Here is a 20,240-nt window from a genome sequence, read left to right on the forward strand (position 1 = left end):
CTACCAGGGTTTTTCCGTCTCTCTGACCACCCTCCTGCGAGCACGCAGAAGAAGATCCAGAGATCAGGATCTGATGAGTTTGGTTTCCGCCAGGGGCTGGGCACTGTTTCGTGCCTCTCTGCCCCGAGCAGGGTTACGACTGTACACGCGCCCTTGAAGGCCATGCAAATCGCCTTGGTTGGTGGTCTAGACCACTAGCTGGTAGCTTCTATCCGGAACCGCCAGTTCATTTGACATACGCTGCTGCTCAGTGCGCCGTCCGGGACAGGCGGTGACGGCCCGCGAGCAGCTCCACTCCTTGGGAGGCTTCCCATGACCACCGTGACGTCCCCTCTCGCTGGACGGGCCATCGGACTGGCCGCAGTGCCGGACCCGGTCTTCTCCGGGGCCATGGTCGGCCCGGGTACCGCGATCGATCCCGTGCGCGAGGCCTCCGAGGCGGTGGCGCCCGTGGACGGCGTCATCGTCTCCCTGCACCCGCACGCGTTCGTCGTCGTCGACGAGAGCGGCCACGGGGTGCTCACCCACCTCGGCATCGACACGGTGCAGCTCAATGGCGAGGGCTTCGAGCTGCTCGTCAACAAGGGGGACAAGGTCACCCGCGGTCAGGCCGTGGTCCGCTGGAACCCGGCCGCCGTCGAGGCCGCCGGCAAGTCCCCGGTGTGCCCGGTCGTCGCCCTGGAAGCCACTGCCGAGTCCCTCTCCGAACTGCGTGACAGTGGTGACGTGAAGACCGGCGACAGCCTCTTCTCCTGGAACTGACGGCCGGGCCGTCCCAGAGCGGCGCACAGGACAACCACCGCGGCGGGACCCGCCGCACTATCGGAGACGGGTGAGATGGAGACAACGCTGCGAGGCGTCGGCGTGAGCCATGGCGTGGCGATCGGCGAGGTTCGGCACATGGGCACGGCGGTGCTGGAGCCGCCGGCCAAGCAGATCCCCGCCGAGGACGCCGAGCGGGAGCAGGGGCGCGCCCGGCAGGCCGTGGACGCCGTGGCCGCCGATCTGATGGCGCGCGGCAACCTGGCGGGCGGCGAGGCCCAGGCCGTGCTCGAAGCGCAGGCCATGATGGCCCAGGACCCCGAGCTGATGGCGGACGTGGACCGGCGGATCGCCGTCGGCAGCACCGCGGAGCGCGCGGTCTACGACGCGTTCGCGGCGTACCGGGAACTGCTGGCCGGTGCCGGTGAGTACCTCGCGGGGCGCGTGGCGGACCTGGACGACGTGCGGAACCGTATCGTCGCGCGGCTGCTGGGCGTGCCGATGCCGGGTGTCCCGGACAGCGACCAGCCCTATGTACTCGTGGCCCGGGACCTGGCCCCGGCCGACACGGCGTTGCTGGACCCCTCCCTCGTGCTCGGTTTCGTGACCGAGGAGGGCGGTCCGACCAGCCACAGCGCGATTCTGGCGCGGGCGCTGGGGGTGCCGGCCGTCGTGGCGCTGCCGGGCGCCGGTGAGCTGGCCGAGGGCACGGTGGTCGCCGTGGACGGCAGCACCGGCGATGTCTTCGTCAGCCCCAGCGAGGAGAAGAAGGCACAGCTTTCGGCAGCGGCTGCCGAGCGCAAGGCGGCGCTGGCCGCCTCGACGGGTCCCGGTGTGACCGCGGACGGGCACAAGGTGCCGCTGCTGGCCAACGTGGGCGGGCCGGCGGATGTGGCGGCGGCGGTCGAGGCGGGTGCCGAGGGCGTCGGTCTGTTCCGTACCGAGTTCCTGTTCCTGGACGACAGCAAGAAGGCTCCTTCCGAGGAGAAGCAGGTGGAGGCCTACCGGCAGGTGCTGGAGGCGTTCCCCGAGGGTCGTGTGGTCGTGCGGGTGCTGGACGCGGGCGCGGACAAGCCGCTGGACTTCCTGACGCCGGCGGACGAGCCGAACCCGGCGCTGGGTGTGCGGGGCCTGCGGACGCTGCTCGACCACCCGGAGGTGCTGCGTACCCAGCTGACCGCGCTGGCGAAGGCCGCCGAGGGGCTGCCGGTCCACCTAGAGGTGATGGCGCCCATGGTGGCGGACCGCCGGGACGCCAAGGCGTTCGCGGACGCCTGCCGGGAGGCGGGGCTCCAGGCCAAGTTCGGTGCGATGGTCGAGATCCCGTCGGCCGCGCTGCGGGCGCGTTCGATCCTGCGGGAGGTCGAGTTCCTGTCGCTGGGCACCAACGACCTCGCGCAGTACACGTTCGCGGCGGACCGGCAGGTGGGTGCGGTGTCGCGGCTGCAGGACCCGTGGCAGCCGGCGCTGCTCGACCTGGTGGCGCTGTCGGCCGAGGCGGCGCAGGCCGAGGGCAAGAGCTGCGGGGTGTGCGGTGAGGCCGCGTCCGATCCGCTGCTGGCCTGTGTGCTGACCGGTCTGGGTGTCACCTCCCTGTCCATGGGGTCGGCGTCGATTCCGTATGTCCGCGCCACGCTGGCGAAGTACACGCTGGCGCAGTGCGAGCGGGCCGCGGCGGCGGCGCGTGCGGCGGACAGCGCCGAGGAGGCGCGCGCCGCGGCCCAGGCGGTGCTGTCCGGTGAGTAGCCGGCCGGTGCCGTAGCCGTGCCGGTGCCTTCGGGTGCCGTCGGTCAGGGGCGTCCTGCCTTCGGGCGGGGCGCCCCTGCCGTTGCTGTGGCGGTGCCCGGTGTGTCAGTGGCGGTGGGCCGCTGCCGTGCCGTCGTCTCCGAGGTCCGGGGGTGCGCCGTAGTCGACGCCGGACTCGGGTGGGATGAGGTCGCCGGATTCGACGTCGGTGCAGTAGGCGTCGAAGACTTCCGCGGCCGTCAGGGGTTCGAGGGCGCCGCCGCGCAGTCGCCAGCCGTAGACGCGGTCGGCGGCGCCGGCGGCGCTGGTGCGGATGACGAGTCCGCCGGGGCTGCGGGTGGCCAGTCCGAGGGCGAGGACGCTGGTGAACTCCAGGGCCTCCGCCTCGTCCAGGCGGGTCGCGCCGGTGCCGTCCTGGTCGCCGTGCAGGACGGAGACGAGGGTGTCCGGTGGCCTGGAGACGGTGCAGACGAGGTGCCTCTCGCCGGGCGGGGCGGTGTCGAGGATGCGGACGAGGAGTTCGGAGGCGCGGGTGAAGGCGGCCCTGCCGATGTCCTCGCCGCAGGTCGGGCAGGGGCCCAGGCGGGTGAGGAGGGTGGTGGCGTATTCCCAGGTGGCCTGGCGTACGGCTTCGTCCACGAGCTGGGGCAGGAGGTCGGTGAGCGGGCGGCCGTCGTAGGGAATGGTGGGGCCGGTGGCCGCGAGCTGTGCGGTGAAGCGGCTGCGGCTGGCCGGGGCGTCCGGGTCGAGTCCGGTGTCGGCGCAGTACGCGGCGTAGTCCTCCGGGTCGAACAGGGCGAGTGTGGTGTGGCTGCCCTGTGCGTCGCGGGCTTTCAGGACCGTCTCCAGTTGCCGGAGGTATGTCGTGTGGTCGTCGAAGGTGAAGCTGCGGTAGCGCCGCATGGCGCGGAAGTCGTGGTCGTCGGTGAGGACGCCGATGGTGCCGGCGATCTCGCGGCGCAGGACGCGTCGCAGGGTCTGGTGGTCGGTGTGCGCCATGATTCCCCCAATGCGCGGTCGATCAATGCTCACTCACCGTAACGGTCGGCACTGACAACGGCTGCCCGCCGGCGTTCGCGGACCGGGGGTATGGGGGTGTCTTCCCAGGTCGTAGCTGGTGCGGGTGGGTGGGTCCCGGACGCCGCGGTGGGGTTCGGCGGGGTCCGGGGCCTGTGCGGAGGGTGAGGTTCCGGTGGGTCAGGCGCGCTTGCGGGCCAGTTCCTCGTAGAAGGCGAGCAGGGCGAGGTTGTCGATGGAGCCGGGGTTGACCGCCTTGTCCAGGGGGGTGCCTTGCAGGAGGCGCTTGACCGGGACCTCGATGCGCTTGCCGGTGAGGGTGTGCGGGATGCCGGGGACCTCGATGATCTCGTCGGGGACGTGCCGGGGTGAGAGCTGTTCGCGGATGGCCTGCTTGACGCGGTTCAGGAGGTTCTCGTCCAGGACGGCGTCCGGTGCGAGGTGCACGAACAGCGGCATCCAGTAGCCGCCGTCGGGCTGTTCGACGCCGATGACGAGCGATTCCCTGATCTCTGGCAGGCGTTCGACGACCTCGTAGATGTCGGCCGAACCCATGCGCACGCCCTGCCGGTTGAGGGTGGAGTCGGAGCGGCCGTGGATGATCACGGAGCCCCGGGAGGTGAGGGTGATCCAGTCGCCGTGGCGCCAGACGCCGGGGTAGGTGTCGAAGTAGCTGTGGTGGTAGCGGCTGCCGTCGGGGTCGTTCCAGAAGTGGATCGGCATGGACGGCATGGGCTGGGTGACGACCAGTTCGCCGACCTCGTCCACGAGGGGCCGGCCGCTCGGGTCCCAGGAGTGCAGGTCGGTGCCGAGGGCGGGTGCCTGGAGCTCGCCGGTGTACACGGGCAGGGTGGGTACGGCGCCGGCGAAGCAGGAGCAGACGTCCGTGCCGCCGCTGACGGAGGCGATCCACAGGTCGGCCCCGCTCTCGGCGAACTCGTCGTGCAGCCAGCGGAAGCCGTCGGGCGGCAGCGGGGAGCCGGTGGTGGCGACGCAGTCGACCCTGGACAGGTCGTAGTCGCGGGCGGGGTGGACGCCGGCCTTGCGGCAGGCCATGACGTAGGCGGCGGAGGTGCCGTAGAGGGTGGCCCCGGTGCGTTCGGCGATCCGCCACTGGGCGCCGGTGTCCGGGTGGCCGGGGCTGCCGTCGTACAGGACGATCGTGGTGCCCGTGAGGAGGCCGGAGACGAGGAAGTTCCACATCATCCAGCCGGTCGAGGTGTACCAGAAGAACCGGTCCCCGGGACCGAGGTCGCAGTGCAGGCCGAGCTGTTTGAGGTGTTCGACCAGGATGCCGCCCTGCGACTGGACGATGGCCTTGGGCAGGCCGGTCGTGCCGGAGGAGTACAGCACCCACAGCGGGTGGTCGAAGGGGACCTGTTCGTAGACCGGCTCGGTGTCCCCGGCGGTCAGCGCCGACCATTCGAGGGCACCTTCGGGGGCTTCGGTGCCGAGCAGCGGGACGTGGACGACGGCGCGCAGGGTGGGCAGTTCGCGGCGCAGTTCGGCGACGATCTCGCGGCGGTCGTGTTCCTTGCCGCCGTAGCGGTAGCCGTCGACGGTGAACAGGACGACGGGTTCGACCTGCTGGAAGCGGTCGAGGACGCTGCGGGCGCCGAAGTCGGGGGCGCAGGAGGTCCATACGGCGCCGACGGCGGCGCTGGCGAGGAGGGCGACGACGGCCTGCGGGATGTTGGGGAGGTAGCCGCTGACGCGGTCGCCGGGGCGTACGCCGAGCGCGCGGAGTCCGGCGGCGAGGGAGCCGACCTGGCGGCGCAGCTCGGACCAGGTCACCGGGCGGGGTTCGTGGGTCTCGTCCACGCACAGGAGGGCGGGTTCGCCGGCGCGGTCGGCCGCGGCGCGCAGGGCGTGTTCGGCGTAGTTGAGGGTGGCACCGGGGAACCACCGGGCGCCGGGCATGGCTCGGTCGTCGAGCACGCGCGCGTAGGGGGTGGAGAAGCGTACGTCGAACCACTCCGTGACGGCTTTCCAGAAGGTGTCGAGCTGGTCGACGGACCACCGGTGCAGGGCCGGGTAGCCGCCCTCGGCGGGGGCGCCGTGGTGTTCGGCGGCCCATGCCTGGAACCGGGTGATGCGGGCCTTGGCGATCCGCTCGGGATCGGGCTGCCAGAGCGGCTGGGGGTTCGCGGTCGACATGGGAGGCTCCCGGGCTGTGCGCGTCGTGTGCGTCGGTCCGCGCACGGGCTGGGGTGTGCGCGTGACGCGGCTGACACGGACGATGCCATGTGATCGACTTCTACACCAGGGTTCGCCCCACATAGTCGGTGTCGTGAAGATGTGGCCCGAGCACGGGTGAACGGCAGTTGAACGCCACGCGCGTGTGGGGCGCTCAGTGGCAGGGTGAGCAGCATGGACGGTCGTGACCTGGTGCGTTCGGTGAGTGTGGTCGGTTCGGGGAGGGCGGCTCGGGGGTTGCGCACCGTGCGGGCCGCGTGGCGCAGGCGGCGTATCGACGCGGTGGGGCTGCCGCGGCGGGGGCCCGAGCGGGCCCGGGTGCCGGGCCAGGTGCGGGACGTGGAGCCGGGTCCGGGCGGCGGTCTGATCCGGTTCGGCCGTTCCGAGCTGCGGATCGTGGTGGCGGCGAACGGAGCGGTGTTCTGGGGGTGGGACGGGGCGGGCGCGCTGCCGTCGTACGCGCTGGCCGGGAGTGGTCCGGAGCCGGATCCGCGGGCGGTGCTGGAGCCGGACAAGGACGGCGGCTGGCGGGTGGTGGCCGAGCGGGTGACGGTGGTCGTGTCGCGGCACGGCGCGGTGCAGGTGTGCACGCCGGGCGGGGTGGTGCTGCGGCGGGAGCTGCCGCCGCGCTGGTGGGAGCCGGTGGGCGGGGGTGCGGCGCGGTGGGTGCAGCGGTCGGAGGTGGCGGCGGACGCCCGGTTCTTCGGGCTGGGCGGGCGGGCGTCCGGTCCGCGGCTGCGGGACGGCAGGTACCGGCTGTGGAACACCGATCCGGGCCGGGCGTTCGGGCCGGGTGACGATCCGCTGTATCTCACCATGCCGGTGCAGCTGGTGGTGGCGGACGCGGGCACGCACCTGGTGTTCCACGACACCACTTGGGACGGTGCGGTGGTGCTGCGGGAGGGTGCGGAGGGTGCCGGGTCCGGGCACGACCGGGCGGGGCGCTGCGAGGTGCACATGGACGGCGGCCCGCTGCGCTGCTGGGTGGTGGTGGGCACGCCCGCGCGCGTGCTGTACACGTGGGCCTCGCTGACCGGGGCGCCCGCGCTGCCGCCCGCGTGGGCCCTGGGGTACCAGCACGCGCGGTGGGGCTCCGGCAGCGAGCAGGAGGTGCGCCGGATCGTCGCCGGCCATCATGAGCGGGGGCTGCCGCTGGACGCCGTGCACCTCGGTGCCGGCCACTACGACGGCCACCGGGTGTTCACCGTCGACCAGGAACGTTTCCCCAAGCTTCCGGTGCTGGCGGAGGAGTTGCGCCGGGACGGGATCCGGCTGGTGTCGGTCGTGGACCCGGCGGTGCGGGCGGAACCGGGCGAAGCCGTGTACGACGGCGGCGCCGCCGAGGACGCGTTCGTGCGGGACGCGCGGGGCCGCACGGTGGAGGGTCTCACGTGTGCGGGCGAGTCGGTCTTCCCGGACTTCACGCACGCGCGCGTGCGCGCGTGGTGGGGCGGGCTCTACGAGGAGCGGCTGGGGCAGGGCTTCGCGGGGTTCTGGCACGACATGAACGAGCCGACGTCGTTCGGCGCCTTCGGTGAGCCGACGCTGCCGCGTTCGGCCCGGCACGCCCTGGAGGGGCGCGGCGGTGACCACCGGGAGGCGCACAACGTGTACGCGCTGTGCATGGCGCGGGCGGCCTACGAGGGGCTGCGCGAGCTGGCTCCCGGGGAGCGGCCCTTCGTGCTCTCCCGTTCGGGCTGGGCGGGGTCGCAGCGGTACGGCGGCACGTGGGCGGGGGGCGTGGCGACGGGCTGGCCGGGGCTGCGGGCGTCGCTGTCGCTGGTGCTGGGGCTGGGGCTGTGCGGGGTGCCGTACTCGGGTGCGGACGTGGGCGGTGCCGACGGCGGTCCGTCGCCGGAGCTGTATCTGCGCTGGTTCCAGCTGGGCGCGTATCTGCCGTTGTTCCGGACCTACGCGGGTCCGCGGGCGGGGCGCCGGGAGCCGTGGGAGTTCGGTGCCGAGGTGCTGGGGCACGCGCGTGTGGCGCTGCTGGAACGCCGGCGGCTGCTGCCGTACTTCGTGACGCTGGCGCATCTGGCCCGGCGGACCGGGGCGCCGTATGCGCGGCCGCTGTGGTGGGGCTCGCCGGAGGACCGGGCGCTGCGCGACTGCGAGGACGCGTTCCTGCTGGGCGACGGCCTTCTGGTGGCGCCGGTGCTGGAGCCCGGTGCCGGCCGGCGTGCGGTGCGGCTGCCGCGGGGCCGCTGGTACGACACGGTGACGGAGGAGGCCTACGAGGGGCCGGCGCGGGTCGTGGTCGACGCGCCGCTGTCCCGGGTACCGGTTTTCGCGCGCGCGGGGTCGGTGCTGCCCGTGCGGGGCGCCGACGGCGGGCTGGAGCTGGAGGTGTGGGCGCCCGCGCGCGGGCGGACCGGGGGCGGTCTGGTGGTGCCGGACGCGGGCGACGGGTGGGACGAGCCGGAGATCGAGCGGTATGCCGCCCGCGAGCGGGACGGACGGGTGGTGGTGACCCGGGAGCGGGAGGACGGCGCGGCCGAGCCGCCCTACCCGGTGCGCGTGCGCGGGCTGGGCTGAACCGCCCGGCTCACACGTAGCGGCCCTCGAACCAGGCTTTGACGGCCGCTGTGTGCAGCGGGAAGGCGAGTTCCTCGGGCCTGCGCAGCAGGTGCCATCCCTCGGTCTCGTCGGTGGGGCCGGAGGCCGGCAGCCCGTCGGCCGGGCGTTCCGGCAGCAGCCCGAACAGCAGCAGGTGCCCGTCGGGCGCGCTCATGGCGTCCACGAGCCGTACGTCACGGGCGGCCGCGTCGATGCCGGTCTCTTCCTTGAGTTCGCGGACGACGGCCTGCTTCCAGTCCTCGCGGTCGTCGATGTAGCCGCCGGGCAGGGCGGTTCCTCCGCGCGCGGGTGCGACGGTGCGGGTGATGACGACCAGGGCCGTGCCCTGGGTGTCGTACACGGGCTGGAGCGCGATGGCGACCGGCAGCGGGTTGCGGTAGGCCACGGTTCCGCAGGACGGGCAGGTGCGCGGCCAGCCGGAGATGCCCTCTCCAAAGGGCGCTCCGCAGCTCGAACAGTGGGAGTCCGGCGCGGAATTGACAGTGGGTTGTTGAGTTTCGGACACGCGCGGACTGTATCCGATCACGGGAGGGACGCGTTCCGGCAGTGAGCCGTCAGGAACGGGCGGATCGGGAAGTGGCGGCCGGGATCACCCCCGTCGGTCCCGGCCGCCCCCGCTGTAACACGACGCCGTCCGGGGCCTTGCGGTTCACCGCTCGGGCCTGCCCATTTCCGGCTGCCCGTGGCACACTTCTGACGATCCGTCAGATCCCTTCCCGGGGAGGCGTCTTGTCACACACCCGCACACCGGCGGTCGCCGGCTGGTTCACCGGCGAGGGCGACGGCTTCCGCCTCCTGGGCACCCGCTGCTCGGCTTGCGCCTCGGTCTTCTTCCCGCGCGAGGACGTCCACTGCCGCAATCCGCACTGCGCGGGCGGCTCCCTGGAGGAGATTCCGTTGTCACGAAAGGGGCGCATCTGGTCGTATACCGACAGCCGTTACCGGCCTCCGTCACCCTATGTGAGTAATCCGGAACTTCCGTGGGAGCCGTACGCGTTGATCGCGGCGGAGCTGGCGGCCGAGCGGATCGTGGTGCTGGGGCAGGCGGCTCCCGGGGTCACCGTCGCCGGTCTGACGGTGGGCATGGAGGTGGAGGCCGTCCCCGGCGTGCTGTACGAGGACGCGGAGACGGCCTGGACGGTCTGGCGGTGGCGGCCGACGGGGGTGACGGAGTGACGGCCGATGTGGCGGTGCTCGGTGCGGGCATGCACCCATGGGGCAAGTGGGGGCGCGGCTTCGTGGAGTACGGGACGGCCGCGGCCCGCGCGGCGCTCGCGGACGCGGGCCTGGACTGGCGGGACATAGGCTCCGTGGTGGGCGCGGACACCGTGCGCGGCGGCTATCCCGGGTATGTCGCGGGAGCCACGTTCGCCAAGGCCCTGGGCTGGCAGGGCGCCAGGGTGGCCAGCGTGTACGCGGCGTGCGCGTCCGGGGCCCAGGCCATCGCCACGGCCCGCGCGCAGATCCTCGCCGGTCTCGCGGACGCCGTCCTGGTGGTGGGCGCGGACGCGGCCCCCAAGGGATTCTTCCGGCCCGCGGGCGGGGACCGCCCCGACGACCCCGACTGGCTGCGCTTCCGCCTGCTCGGCGCGACGAATCCCGCGTACTTCGGGCTGTACGCGCGACGGCGGATGGCACTGCACGGAGACACGCCCGAGGACTTCGCGCTGGTCAAGGTGAAGAACGCGGCCCTGGGGGCGCTCAACCCGTACGCCCGCTACCGCAAGCGGGTCACCGCCGAGGAGGTGGCCGCCTCCGCGGTGGTCGCCGACCCGCTGCGGCTGCTGGACATCTGCGCCACCTCCGACGGCGGGGCCGCCCTGGTGCTGACGAGCCTGGACTTCGCCCGCCGACACGGCGCCGCCCGGCCGGTGCGCATCCGGGCGGTCTCCACGGTGACCCCCCGCTTCCCGAACACGGTGTTGGACCTGCCGGACATCGCCACGGACTCCGCGGTCTCGGTGGCGCCCCCGGCCGAGACGTTCCGGGCCTCCATCGCCCGGTCCGCGTACGAGGAGGCGGGCATCGGCCCCGGGGACCTGTCCCTGGCGGAGGTGTACGACCTGTCGACCGCGCTGGAGCTGCAGTGGTACGAGGACCTGGGGCTGTGCGCCGAGGGCGAGGGCGCGAGGCTGCTCCGGGAGGGCGCGACCGCGCCGGGCGGCCGGACACCGGTGAACACCAGCGGGGGGCTGGCCTCCTTCGGAGAGGCCGTACCGGCCCAGGCGATCGCCCAGGTGTGCGAGCTGACCTGGCAGTTGAGAGGGACGGCGGGCGGACGCCAGGTCGCCGGGGCGCGGGTGGGCGTCACCGCCAACCAGGGGCTGTTCGGACACGGGTCCTCGGTGATCGCCGTGCGGTGAGCGCGGCCCGGCCGACGCGGGGCGGACCACCCGGTGTGACCGCCACGGAATCCTGCGTGAACGTCTCATGAACTGAGCGCGGGCGTGCGCGGGCGGTGCACATCATGCTCCCGTGCACTCCTGGACGGATACTCTCCGCTTCGCCTTCCAGCCGGTGGTCAACCTGAGGACGGGCGCGGTCGCCGCCCTGGAGACACTCGCCCGCCCGGAAACCGGCGACATCCTGGCCGAGGCCCGCCGCGACCCGGAACTGGACGGCAGGCTGGCCGTGCTGGCGTTCCGCGCGGCGGCGCGCAAGGAGACGCTGCTGCCGCTGCACCTGAACGTGTTCGCGGCCACGCTCGCCGACCTCGGCGGCCTCGCCCCGCTGCACGACGCCGTGCGCGGCGCGGGGCGCATGCCCTGGGAGGTGACGCTCGACATCGTCCCGCCCTACACGCACGTACCGCACCGGGCCCTGCTGGAGGCGGTCGCCGCGCTGCGCGAGCAGGGGTTCCGGATCAGCGCGGACGGCATCGGGGACGGCGACGTACCGCTCAGGCTGCTCACCGACCTCTCCCCCGGCCTGGTCAAGCTCGACGCCTCGCTGCTGGCGCGGCCGGCCGCGGTACGGGCGATGCGGACGCTGTGCGAGGAACTGGGCGCCCTGGTGGCGGTGGAGGGCGTGGAGACCGAGCACCAGTGCGCGGCGGCCCTCGCGGCCGGGGCGCAACTGGCACAGGGCGAGCTGTTCGCGCCGCCGGCCCGGATTCCCGCCGTGGACGTGTACGTACCGTCCCTCGCGCCCGGTGCCCTGACCGCGCCCCGTCCCGGGCCGTCGGTGCGCGAGTTCGTGCGGCCCGCCGCCGTACTGCCGCTGTCCGCCTCGGCGGAGCGGGTGCGGGCCCTGCTGACCGGTTCCCCGGACGTGTCCGGGGTGCTGCTGGTGGACCCGGCCGGGCGGCCCGTCCGGTCGGTGCACCGCTCGCGGTTCCTGCTGTCGATGTCCACCCGCTACGGACACGCCCTGTACGCCGACCGGCCGGCGCACAAGCTGGGCGACACGCCTCGCACGGTCGGGGTGGACGCGACCGCCTGGGAGGTGCTGGACGTGGTGGCGGTCGGCGGCCGGGACCGGACCTCGGACGATGTGGCGGTGGTGGACGAAGAGGGCCGGTGCGTGGGAACCGTACGGCTGGCGGACCTGGTGCGGGCGCTGGCCGAGAGCCGGGTGGAGGAGGCGGCCGGGCTCAACCCGCTGACCAGGCTGCCCGGTTCGGACGCGATCGTGAGCGAGGTGGACCGGCGGATCGCCGAGGGGCGGGCGTTCGCGCTCAGCTGGCTGGACATCGACCACTTCAAGCAGGTCAACGACGGGGCCGGGTTCGCCGCGGGCGACGAGCTGATCCGGGCGGTCGGCGGTGCGCTCCAGCGGGCGGCGGGGCAGGCGCCGGTGGGGCACATCGGCGGGGACGACTTCCTGGTGCTGGCCGACGAGGAGGCGCTCGATCCGCTGGTGGCGGCCGTACTGGACGCGTCCTGGACGGCGGGCGGACGGCCGGTCACGCTGTCCCTGGCCACCGTCGTCTGCGCTCCGGGCAGCGTTGGCGACCACCACCAGGCCGCCGCCCGGCTCGCCCCGCTGAAGAAGGCGGCCAAGGCGCTGCACGGCGCGAGCTGGGTGCTCGGCCGGGCCGGGCTGCCCGGCCACGAGGTCCGGCGCGGCATTCCCGGACCGGCCCCCGCGCAGACCGGGTTCGCGGCCGCCGAGCCACAGCGGTGAACGGCCGTCAGAGCACATGCGCGGCCGGCATGCGGCCGGCGGGCCGGTGACACCGTCGCCGTCCACAGCCTTGACGGCCCTGCGGCACCGGTGAAAACTTCCCGGTGTCAGACGACATCGCCGTACATTTTCGGTGTTATCCGGCACCAGGGCACGGGTCTGTCCTGTCGCACGGCCCGTACCCCGGTCGGCGGGGGTACGGGCCGTGTCCGCGGACGGGTGGCGCAGGAGGCGGTCAGCCGACGGCGGCCCGGCGGCGTTCGGCCGAGTGCGCCATCGCGTGCCGGACGAGGCCGATGAGCACCTCCTTGACCGACTCCCGGTCCCGGGCGTCGCACAGCAGCAGGGGCACGCCGTCGTCCAGGTCCAGCGCCTGGCGGACGGCCTCGGCGGGGTACCGCGCGGCGCCCTCGAAGCAGTTGACGCCGACGACGAAGGGTATGGAACGCCGCTCGAAGTAGTCGACGGCGGCGAAGCAGTCCTCCAGGCGGCGGGTGTCGGCGAGGACGACGGCACCGAGGGCGCCCTCGGACAGCTCGTCCCACATGAACCAGAACCGTTCCTGCCCGGGTGTGCCGAAGAGGTAGAGCACCAGGTTCTCGCGCAGGGTGATGCGGCCGAAGTCCATGGCCACCGTGGTGGTGTGCTTGCCCTCCACACCGCTGATGTCGTCGACCGGCCGCCCGGCCTCGGTGAGCAGCTCCTCGGTGCGCAACGGTCTGATCTCGCTGACCGCGCCGACGAGGGTCGTCTTGCCCACGCCGAAGCCGCCGGCCACCAGGATCTTGAGCGTGACGGGCTCGACCGGGGGCTTGCCGCGCTCAGAACGCCCGAAGATCATCGATCTCTTCTCCTGCTTGATGGGGGTCGGGCGACGGTCGGCCGTAGCCGCCGCCACCGGGGGTTTCGATGACGAGTACGTCTCCGGGGCCGTCGTCGGCCGAGCCGCTCCCGCCGAGGTCGGTGACCGTGCCGTCGGTCCGCTCCACCCGGTTGGCGCCGAGCGCTCCGGGTGCGCCGCCGGCCATGCCGTACGGGGGCACCCGGCGGTGCTGGGAGAGCGTCGAGACGGTCATCGGCTCCAGGAAGCGGATGCGGCGCACGGCACCGTCACCGCCGCGCCGGCGCCCGGCGCCGCCGCTCCCCCGCCGGACGGTGAACTCCTCCAGCCGCACCGGCAGCCGCCACTCCAGGACCTCCGGGTCGGTGAGCCGGGAGTTGGTCATATGGGTCTGGACCACGTCGGCGCCGGGGAAACCCGGGCCGGCGCCGGAACCGGAGGCGACGGTTGCGTAGTACTGGTGGCGCTCGTTGCCGAAGGTGACGTTGTTCATGGTGCCGGAGCCCTCGGCCTGCACCCCGAGCGCGGCGTACAGGGCGCCGGTGATGGCCTGCGAGGTCTCGACGTTGCCGGCGACGACGGCGGCCGGCGGCTCGGGAGCGAGCAGGGAGCCGGGCGGCACCACGATGTCCAGGGGGCGCAGACACCCCTCGTTGAGCGGGATGTCGTCGGCGACCAGGGTGCGGAAGACGTACAGGACGGCCGCGCCGACGACCGCGCGGGGCGCGTTGAAGTTGGTCGCCAGTCGCGCGGAGGTGCCGGTGAAGTCGATGGTCGCCCGGCGTGCGGCGCGGTCGACGCGGACCGTGACCCGGATGACGGCACCGGAGTCGGTCTCGTAGGCGTACTCGCCGTCGTCCAGGGCGTCGATGACGCGGCGGACGGCCTCCTCGGCGTTGTCCTGGACGTGCCGCATATAGGCCTGGACGACGTCGCGCGTTCGTGGCCGGGATCGAGGTGGCTGTGCAGGCAGACGACGGCGAGCGCGCGGATCCCGTCGTCGTACGCCTGCCGGAGCGGGCCGGCCAGGGCGTCCAGGTCGGGGGCGCGCAGGACGGTGCCGTCGGCGGCGAGGCGTTCGTCCACCTCCACGACCCGTTCGTGGAGCGGTTCGGGCAGCTCGATACGGCGGGCGAAGATGCGGGGCCGGTTCTGGTAGGCGATGCGCAGGGCGTCCCCGAAGCCCCGGGTGACGACCAGGAGGGTGCGCTCGCCCTTGCGTTCCAGCAGGGCGTTGGTGGCGACCGTGGTGCCCATGCGGACGGTCTCGACGGGTTCCTGGGAGTCGCCGAGCAGTTCGCGCACCCCGGCCACGGCGGCGTCGGGATACCGGGCCGGGTTGTCGGACAGCAGCTTGTGCGTGAGCAGCCGGCCGTCCGGGCGCCGCGCGACGATGTCCGTGAAGGTGCCGCCTCGGTCGACCCAGAACTGCCAGCCAGTCACGTCACTACCCCGCTCTCGCGCCGGTCACAGCGCCCGGAGGCCGTTGATCACGTCGCGCAGAATACTCTCGTCCGGCAGCTCCGCCGGCGGCACCGGACGCGTCACATGGACGTGGCCGGTGTGCACCAGATCGCCGATGAGCACGCGGACGACGCCGATGGGCAGGTCGAGCTCCGCGGCCAGTTCGGCGACCGACTGGGGCTCGTCCCGGCAGAGCCCGACGATGTCCACGTGCTCGGGGGACAGCGTCGGGTCCGTTTCCGGGTCGTCGGCGTCGAGCTCGGTGACGACCACCGCGATCAGGTCGAGGCGGTGCTGGCCCTCACTCGTGGTGCGGCCACGCGTCATGGCGTACGGCCGGACGACCGGCCCCGCCTCGTCGTCGAACCAGTGGTTTCTTCCCTGACCGTCTCCGCTCATGCCATCCCACTACCCGCCTGCGGGCAGATCGGTGCGCGGGGCGGTGCCCAGATGCACACCGACCCGCTTGACCAGCAGCGTCATCTCGTAGGCGACCTGTCCGACGTCGGAGTCGGCGTCCGAGAGGACGGCGAGGCAGCTGCCGTCACCGGCGGCGGTGACGAAGAGGAAGGCACCGTCCAGCTCGACGATGGTCTGCCGGACGCCGCCCGCGTCGAAGTGGCGGCCCACGCCCTTGGCGAGGCTGTGGAAGCCGGACGCGACGGCGGCCAGGTGCTCGCTGTCCTCCCTGGTCAGGTCCTTGGACACCCCGGTCGGCAGTCCGTCGCCGGACAGGATGAGGGCCTTGCGGATGCTGGCGACCCGGTCCACCAGGTCGTCCAGGAGCCAGTTCAGCTCCCCCTTGTTCGTCGTCGTGTGGCCGGTGGCCTTCGGTGCGGTCATCGACCGTCTCCCTTGGTCGTTCCTTGTGCTGTGCCGTTGTGGGCCCCGTCGCCGGCGGCGTTCTCCTCCCGGCCGCGCTGCCAGCCGCGCTGGAGCGAGGCCATCCGGCTGCGGACCTCGTCGGCGTCACGGTCGGCGGGCTGCTCCGCGCGCCGGGCGCGCCGTTCGGTGTCCTGCTTGAGCTGGGGGGCCAGGTTCGCCTGGCGTACGCGCCGGGGCAGCGGGCTGACGCCCGGCTCCGCGGCCGGGTCGCCGGCCGGCGCGGTGGTGCCGCCGGGGGGCGGGGCCGGGTCCGCCGATCCACCGGGGCCGGATGTCCGGGGCCGGGTGCGCCTGGGCAGCGCCGGGGCCCCGGGCGTCTCGCCGCCGCTCTCGTCCCGGGTCCCGGCCCGCTCGCCCGCGGGGTCGGCCGGGAGGTGCCGGGCTGCGGTGCCGCGGCGGCGGGTGGGCAGCGGGGCCAGTCCGCCCGGGCCGGAGCCCTGCGGGCCGGCGGTGGGTTCCGGGGCCGGTTCGCCGCGGCGGGGCCGCTGGTCGGTGACGGGCTTGCCGTGCGAGCTGACCAGCTTGGGCGTCTGCCGCCGGGGCAGCGGTACGGCCCCGTGGTCGCCGGTGTCGTGGTGCGACTGCTCGTCGCCGCCCGGCCGGGACCGGCGGGGGCGGAACAGGCCGCCGCGCTCGCTGTCCTCGTCCGGGAGGGCGCCGGGGAAGTCCTCCAGCGCGTCGAGGTCGACGGGCGCCTCCAGCTCGACCGGGCCGTCCAGCACGGAGGTCGGCGGACCGGGCAGCCGCAGCGGTTCCGGGGACCGCCCGCCGCCGCGGCCGAGCGCCTGCTCGCCGCCGTTGCCCGCGCGGTCCCGGTCGAGCCGGAAACCGACGCCGTTGGTGTCCGGGACGTCCTCGGTGAGCAGCGCGTCGGGGATGAACACCACGGCGGTGGTTCCGCCGTACGGCGACGGCTGGAGGGAGACCCGGACGTTCTGGCGCTGGGCGAGACGGCTGACGACGAACAGGCCCAGCCGGTCGGTGTCGGAGAGCTCGAACTCGGGTGTCTCGGCGAGGCGGAGATTGGCGTCGAGGAGCGCCTCGGCCGTCATACCGAGACCCCGGTCGTGGATCTCCAGGGTGAAGCCGTTGGCGACCCGCTCGCCGACGACCTGGACGGCGGTGTGCGGGGGCGAGAAGACCGTGGCGTTCTCCAGGAGTTCGGCCACGAGGTGGGTGAGGTCGGCGACGGCGGGCCCGGTGACGGCGACCCGCGGCAGGCGCCGGACCTCGATGCGCTCGTAGTCCTCGACCTCGGCGACGGCGGCGCGGACCACGTCCATCAGCTGCACCGGGCGGCGCCACTGCCGGGAGGGCGCGGCTCCGGAGAGGATCACCAGGCCCTCGGCGTGCCGGCGCATGCGGGTGGTGAGGTGGTCCAGGCGGAACAGGTCGGCGAGTTCGTCGGTGTCCTCGGTGCGGCGCTCCATGCTGTCGAGCAGGGTGAGCTGCTTGTGCAGCAGCACCTGGCTGCGGCGGGCGAGGTTGACGAAGACCTCGGAGACGCCGGCCCGCAGTTCGGCCTGCTTGACGGCGGCCTCCACGGCGGCCCGCTGGAGGGTGTTGAGGGCCTGTCCGACCTCGCCGATCTCGTTCTTGTCGTACTCCAGGCGCGGCACCTCGGTCTCGACGTCGACCTGCTCACCGACGGACAGCCGGCGCATCACGCTGGGCAGCCGGACGCCGGACGCCTCGTGGGCCTCCTGCCGCAGCTGGCGCAGGTCGCGGATGAGGGCGCGGCCGATCCGGATGGACAGGACGATGGAGACGAGGAGGGCGATCAGGCCGAGGAGGCCGACGACGGCCGCCTGCGCGATGACGCCGAAGGCCACCGGGCGCATGCGGTCCTGGTAGCGGTCGCTCGCCTGGTCTTCCATGGTGCCCAGTTCGTCCAGGACGGTGGCCGCGGCGGAGTCCCAGCTCTTGGCGGTGACCCCGCGGGGGGTGCCGGAGTCCATGGCGGCCACGGTCCGTTCGGCTCCGCGCAGGGGTGCCGTGGTGGCGTTCTTCCAGAAGCGTTCGTAGCGTGCGCGTTCGGCGGCGGGCAGCAGCGGGAGGCTGATGTCGTACAGGAGGGTGCGCTGGGCGACGAGGTCGGAGATCTGGCGGGTCTCGTCCCGGGTGAGCCGGCCGACGACGAGGGACGAGCCGATCAGGGCGTCCTCGCGGGCGAGCAGTTCGCGGGCCCGGGTGAGGTTGACCAGGGCGCGGGCCTGCTTCTCGACCTCGACGTCGTCGATGCCGACGAGGGAGGCGAGCAGCGCGTAGCAGGGGTCGACGAGGCGGTTGTAGAGGCCGAACGCCTGGGCCCGGGTGAGGGAGCGCTGTTCGACGCTGTGGCGCAGGGAGTCGAGGCCGTCCAGGGAGTCCAGGACGGCGGTCAGGTGTTCACGGCCGTCCGCCTCCAGGTCGTCCCGGGTGTCCTGGTCCCCGGCGTTCCGGCGGAGCTTGTCGATCGAGCGGTCGGTGGCGGCGCGGGTGCGGTGCAGCGCGGACAGGGCCTCGGAGGCCCGCGGGTCGGCGAGGTAGACGAGGGCCTGGCGGCGTTCCTGCTGGAGGACGCGGACGGTGTCCTCGGCCGGGTAGCCGATGTCCTCGACGACGTCCGACACGCGGAACAGCTGGGCCACTTCCCGGCCCGCGAACACCGTGGCGAACGCCCAGACGCCGGTCAGGGACACCAGCGGCACGAGAAGCAGCGCCACGATCTTCCGGCGGATCGACTTCCCGCGAAAGCGCATGGCCTCCCCCAGCTCGACCCCCGCAGGTCGGGGGTGTTGATGTCCGTCAGCAAACGGCGCGAGCCTACTACCGCCGCACAGGTAACTCGAAGACACGTCCGGTGGGTGAAGTTCCGCACCGCACGCGAGAGATGGCGAGTTGTCCGGGCATTAGGGGAGATTGCCACCGCGATCCGGAGGGCCACGGCCGGCCGCTTGTGGCAACTTTGACGGGCGGTTGGCCGGATTTTTTCGGCGTGCGGGAATCTTCGCACGGTCTCGTTCGTCCTCCTCTATGGGAATTGGGGGCGGATCAGGCCACAGCGGCCGCATCCCGCGCCCTGGCGGCGTAAAGCGGCGCAAGCCGGGCAGCCACTGGGGAGACGGGGTCCTGGGACTCCGGGGGCGAGCGGTCTGCCGGCGGTGGGGAGTGACACGGTGACGGGCACGGCGGAATGGCGCGAGGCGCCCGGGAACAGCGGGGCGGGGCATTCGCGGGCACGGTGGGGCCGCACGGCAGCGCAGGACGGCAGGGCGCCCGGCGGTGATGAACCGCGGTACGGCTACCGGCCGTTGTGGGTCGAGGAGCCCGCGCGCCGGCATCCGGTGCCCGATCCGGTGCGTGCGGCGGCGGTGCGGGCCGTCCTCGTCATCGCGGTGACGCTGATCCAGGCGATGATCGCGTTCCTGTGCGCGCTGGCCGGTTCCTGGCTGGCGTTCCCGATGGTGATGGCCAGTGTGGCCGCCACGGTGGTGGCCACGTGGGCCGCGGTCGACGTGTGGGTGACCCGCCAGGTGTGGAACCAGCGGCACGGCGTCCTCTCGGAGCCGAGCAGCACGGCCCGGGCCCTCCGCCGGGAGCGGCGGGCCCGTCGCCGCGAGGAGCGCGCGGCCCTGCGGGACCAGGAGCGGATACGTCGCAGGGGTGGGGCGGGGCAGCTGTCGCACTCCTGACCGGGCGCTTCGATAGCATCGAATTCCGTATGGCGCACGACGAGGCGCTGTGCGCAACCAACCCGGTCCACCAGGTGACGAGAGCCGAGCCATGCCCCGTACGCAGAACCAGCCCGACGGCGGCGAGGACGAGGCCGGCCGGGAGCCGGGGCGCGCACACCGGCGGGGCGGCCGTGGGGCGGCCGGCGCGGTGCAGTCGGTGGACCGTGCCGTGAGCGTGCTGGAGATCCTCGCCCGGCACGGCGAGGCGGGCGTCACCGAGATCGCCGAGGAGCTGGACGTCCACAAGTCCACGGCGTTCCGGTTGCTCGGCGTCCTGGAGCACCGGGGCCTGGTGGCCCAGGCCAAGGACCGCGGGAAGTACTACCTGGGGGCCGGTGTGCTGCGCCTGGCGGGAGCGGCGGCGGTGCGTCTGGACATCTCCCAGGAGGGCGTCCCGGTGTGCCGGGAGGTCGCCGACGAGCTGGGTGAGACGGTCAACATCGCCGTCCTCGACGACGACGCGGCGGTCAACATCATGCAGGCCCGCGGCACCGCGGCCGTGACCGCGCAGAACTGGCTGGGCCGGCGCACCCCGCTGCACGCCACGTCCAGCGGCAAGGTGCTCCTCGCGCACCTGTCGCCGACCCTGCGCGAGGGTCTGCTGGCGCGGCCGCTGACGCGGTTCACGGATCGTACGGTCACGGGTGCGGCGATGCTGCGCGCCGAGCTGGAGGCCGTGGTCCGGCAGGGGTACGGCGTCACGGTGGAGGAGCTGGAGCTGGGTCTCGCGGCCGTCGCGGCCCCGGTGCGCGCGCACGACGGCGAGGTGATCGCGGCGATCAGCGTCTCGGGTCCGGTGTACCGGCTCGACGCGGACCGGTTGCCCGAGGTGGCCCGGCGTACGGCCGCGGCGGGCGCCGAGCTGTCCCGGCGGATGGGGTACGGCTTCTGACGGCGGCGCTCGACGGCAC

15 protein-coding genes and 2 pseudogenes are annotated in these 20,240 nt (G+C 73.4%); 8 read left to right on the plus strand and 9 right to left on the minus strand.

What is annotated here, in order from left to right; translation table 11 throughout:
- The first annotated feature begins 312 nt into the window (after positions 1-312).
- A complete protein-coding gene (locus Srubr_RS04450; protein WP_189996376.1) occupies positions 313-762 on the plus strand; it encodes a PTS sugar transporter subunit IIA in 450 nt (149 codons plus the stop codon).
- Positions 763-837: 75 nt separating this feature from the next.
- On the plus strand, positions 838-2,508 hold the full coding sequence (gene ptsP / locus Srubr_RS04455) for a phosphoenolpyruvate--protein phosphotransferase (RefSeq protein ID WP_189996375.1): 1,671 nt from the start codon (positions 838-840) through the stop codon (positions 2,506-2,508).
- Positions 2,509-2,613: 105 nt separating this feature from the next.
- On the opposite strand, the gene Srubr_RS04460 is transcribed toward ptsP, so the two are convergent.
- Positions 2,614-3,507, minus strand: coding sequence for a hypothetical protein (locus Srubr_RS04460; RefSeq protein ID WP_189996374.1), 894 nt, complete (start codon positions 3,505-3,507; stop codon positions 2,614-2,616).
- 198 nt (positions 3,508-3,705) lie between these two features.
- Positions 3,706-5,682 (minus strand): acetoacetate--CoA ligase, encoded by a 1,977-nt coding sequence (locus Srubr_RS04465; protein WP_189996373.1) that lies wholly within the window; start codon positions 5,680-5,682, stop codon positions 3,706-3,708.
- Positions 5,683-5,895: 213 nt separating this feature from the next.
- On the opposite strand from Srubr_RS04465, the gene Srubr_RS04470 reads away from it, so the two are divergent.
- Positions 5,896-8,256: a glycoside hydrolase family 31 protein gene (locus Srubr_RS04470; RefSeq protein ID WP_189996372.1), complete on the plus strand. Its 2,361-nt coding sequence runs from the start codon at positions 5,896-5,898 to the stop codon at positions 8,254-8,256.
- Positions 8,257-8,266: 10 nt separating this feature from the next.
- Here the strand turns inward: Srubr_RS04470 and Srubr_RS04475 are convergent, their stop codons facing one another.
- A complete protein-coding gene (locus Srubr_RS04475; RefSeq protein WP_189996371.1) occupies positions 8,267-8,803 on the minus strand; it encodes an NUDIX domain-containing protein in 537 nt (178 codons plus the stop codon).
- Between the two features lie 224 nt (positions 8,804-9,027).
- Between Srubr_RS04475 and Srubr_RS04480 the strand changes: the two genes are divergently transcribed.
- The 3 genes from Srubr_RS04480 (at position 9,028) to Srubr_RS04490 (ending at position 12,423) form a co-directional block, all read left to right on the plus strand.
- Positions 9,028-9,474 carry a Zn-ribbon domain-containing OB-fold protein gene (locus tag Srubr_RS04480; RefSeq protein WP_189996370.1) on the plus strand — a complete coding sequence of 149 codons (447 nt, stop codon included), beginning with the start codon at positions 9,028-9,030 and terminating at the stop codon, positions 9,472-9,474.
- Positions 9,471-10,661 (plus strand): lipid-transfer protein, encoded by a 1,191-nt coding sequence (locus tag Srubr_RS04485; protein ID WP_189996369.1) that lies wholly within the window; start codon positions 9,471-9,473, stop codon positions 10,659-10,661. The genes Srubr_RS04480 and Srubr_RS04485 overlap by 4 nt, the downstream gene beginning before the upstream one ends.
- A 112-nt stretch (positions 10,662-10,773) precedes the next feature.
- Positions 10,774-12,423, plus strand: a complete 1,650-nt coding sequence (locus Srubr_RS04490; protein ID WP_189996368.1) for a GGDEF domain-containing protein — start codon at positions 10,774-10,776, stop codon at positions 12,421-12,423.
- Between the two features lie 235 nt (positions 12,424-12,658).
- Here the strand turns inward: Srubr_RS04490 and Srubr_RS04495 are convergent, their stop codons facing one another.
- From Srubr_RS04495 to Srubr_RS04515, 6 genes and pseudogenes are all read right to left on the minus strand, one after another.
- Positions 12,659-13,264 (minus strand): GTP-binding protein, encoded by a 606-nt coding sequence (locus tag Srubr_RS04495; protein WP_189996367.1) that lies wholly within the window; start codon positions 13,262-13,264, stop codon positions 12,659-12,661.
- A pseudogene (locus Srubr_RS04500) lies at positions 13,245-14,198 on the minus strand (hydantoinase B/oxoprolinase family protein); the annotation flags it as partial. The pseudogene Srubr_RS04500 and the gene Srubr_RS04495, both read right to left, overlap by 20 nt.
- A gap of 56 nt (positions 14,199-14,254) precedes the next feature.
- A pseudogene (locus tag Srubr_RS41815) lies at positions 14,255-14,707 on the minus strand (hydantoinase/oxoprolinase N-terminal domain-containing protein); the annotation flags it as partial.
- 24 nt (positions 14,708-14,731) lie between these two features.
- Positions 14,732-15,127, minus strand: coding sequence for a DUF742 domain-containing protein (locus tag Srubr_RS04505; RefSeq protein WP_189996366.1), 396 nt, complete (start codon positions 15,125-15,127; stop codon positions 14,732-14,734).
- A 9-nt stretch (positions 15,128-15,136) separates the two neighbouring features.
- A complete protein-coding gene (locus Srubr_RS04510) occupies positions 15,137-15,571 on the minus strand; it encodes a roadblock/LC7 domain-containing protein (protein WP_189996365.1) in 435 nt (144 codons plus the stop codon).
- The gene (locus tag Srubr_RS04515) at positions 15,568-18,354 is read right to left on the minus strand and encodes a nitrate- and nitrite sensing domain-containing protein (protein ID WP_189996364.1); all 2,787 of its coding nucleotides are present in this window, start codon (positions 18,352-18,354) and stop codon (positions 15,568-15,570) included. The genes Srubr_RS04510 and Srubr_RS04515 overlap by 4 nt, the downstream gene beginning before the upstream one ends.
- A 417-nt stretch (positions 18,355-18,771) precedes the next feature.
- Here Srubr_RS04515 and Srubr_RS04520 point away from each other — a divergent pair, with 417 nt between their 5' ends.
- Both Srubr_RS04520 and Srubr_RS04525 read left to right on the plus strand, forming a co-directional pair.
- Positions 18,772-19,287 carry a hypothetical protein gene (locus Srubr_RS04520; protein ID WP_229926728.1) on the plus strand — a complete coding sequence of 172 codons (516 nt, stop codon included), beginning with the start codon at positions 18,772-18,774 and terminating at the stop codon, positions 19,285-19,287.
- 91 nt (positions 19,288-19,378) lie between these two features.
- Positions 19,379-20,221, plus strand: a complete 843-nt coding sequence (locus Srubr_RS04525; RefSeq protein WP_229926727.1) for an IclR family transcriptional regulator — start codon at positions 19,379-19,381, stop codon at positions 20,219-20,221.
- Positions 20,222-20,240: the final 19 nt, after the last annotated feature.

Origin of the sequence: Streptomyces rubradiris (assembly GCF_016860525.1) — a bacterium.
GTDB lineage: Bacteria > Actinomycetota > Actinomycetes > Streptomycetales > Streptomycetaceae > Streptomyces > Streptomyces rubradiris.

Coding starts and splice junctions, on each gene's coding strand:
- Srubr_RS04450 (WP_189996376.1), top strand. CDS start 313: ATGACCACCGTGACGTCCCCTCTCGCTGGACGGGCCATCGGACTGGCC.
- ptsP (WP_189996375.1), top strand. CDS start 838: ATGGAGACAACGCTGCGAGGCGTCGGCGTGAGCCATGGCGTGGCGATC.
- Srubr_RS04460 (WP_189996374.1), bottom strand. CDS start 3,507: ATGGCGCACACCGACCACCAGACCCTGCGACGCGTCCTGCGCCGCGAG.
- Srubr_RS04465 (WP_189996373.1), bottom strand. CDS start 5,682: ATGTCGACCGCGAACCCCCAGCCGCTCTGGCAGCCCGATCCCGAGCGG.
- Srubr_RS04470 (WP_189996372.1), top strand. CDS start 5,896: ATGGACGGTCGTGACCTGGTGCGTTCGGTGAGTGTGGTCGGTTCGGGG.
- Srubr_RS04495 (WP_189996367.1), bottom strand. CDS start 13,264: ATGATCTTCGGGCGTTCTGAGCGCGGCAAGCCCCCGGTCGAGCCCGTC.
- Srubr_RS04505 (WP_189996366.1), bottom strand. CDS start 15,127: ATGAGCGGAGACGGTCAGGGAAGAAACCACTGGTTCGACGACGAGGCG.
- Srubr_RS04510 (WP_189996365.1), bottom strand. CDS start 15,571: ATGACCGCACCGAAGGCCACCGGCCACACGACGACGAACAAGGGGGAG.
- Srubr_RS04515 (WP_189996364.1), bottom strand. CDS start 18,354: ATGCGCTTTCGCGGGAAGTCGATCCGCCGGAAGATCGTGGCGCTGCTT.
- Srubr_RS04525 (WP_229926727.1), top strand. CDS start 19,379: ATGCCCCGTACGCAGAACCAGCCCGACGGCGGCGAGGACGAGGCCGGC.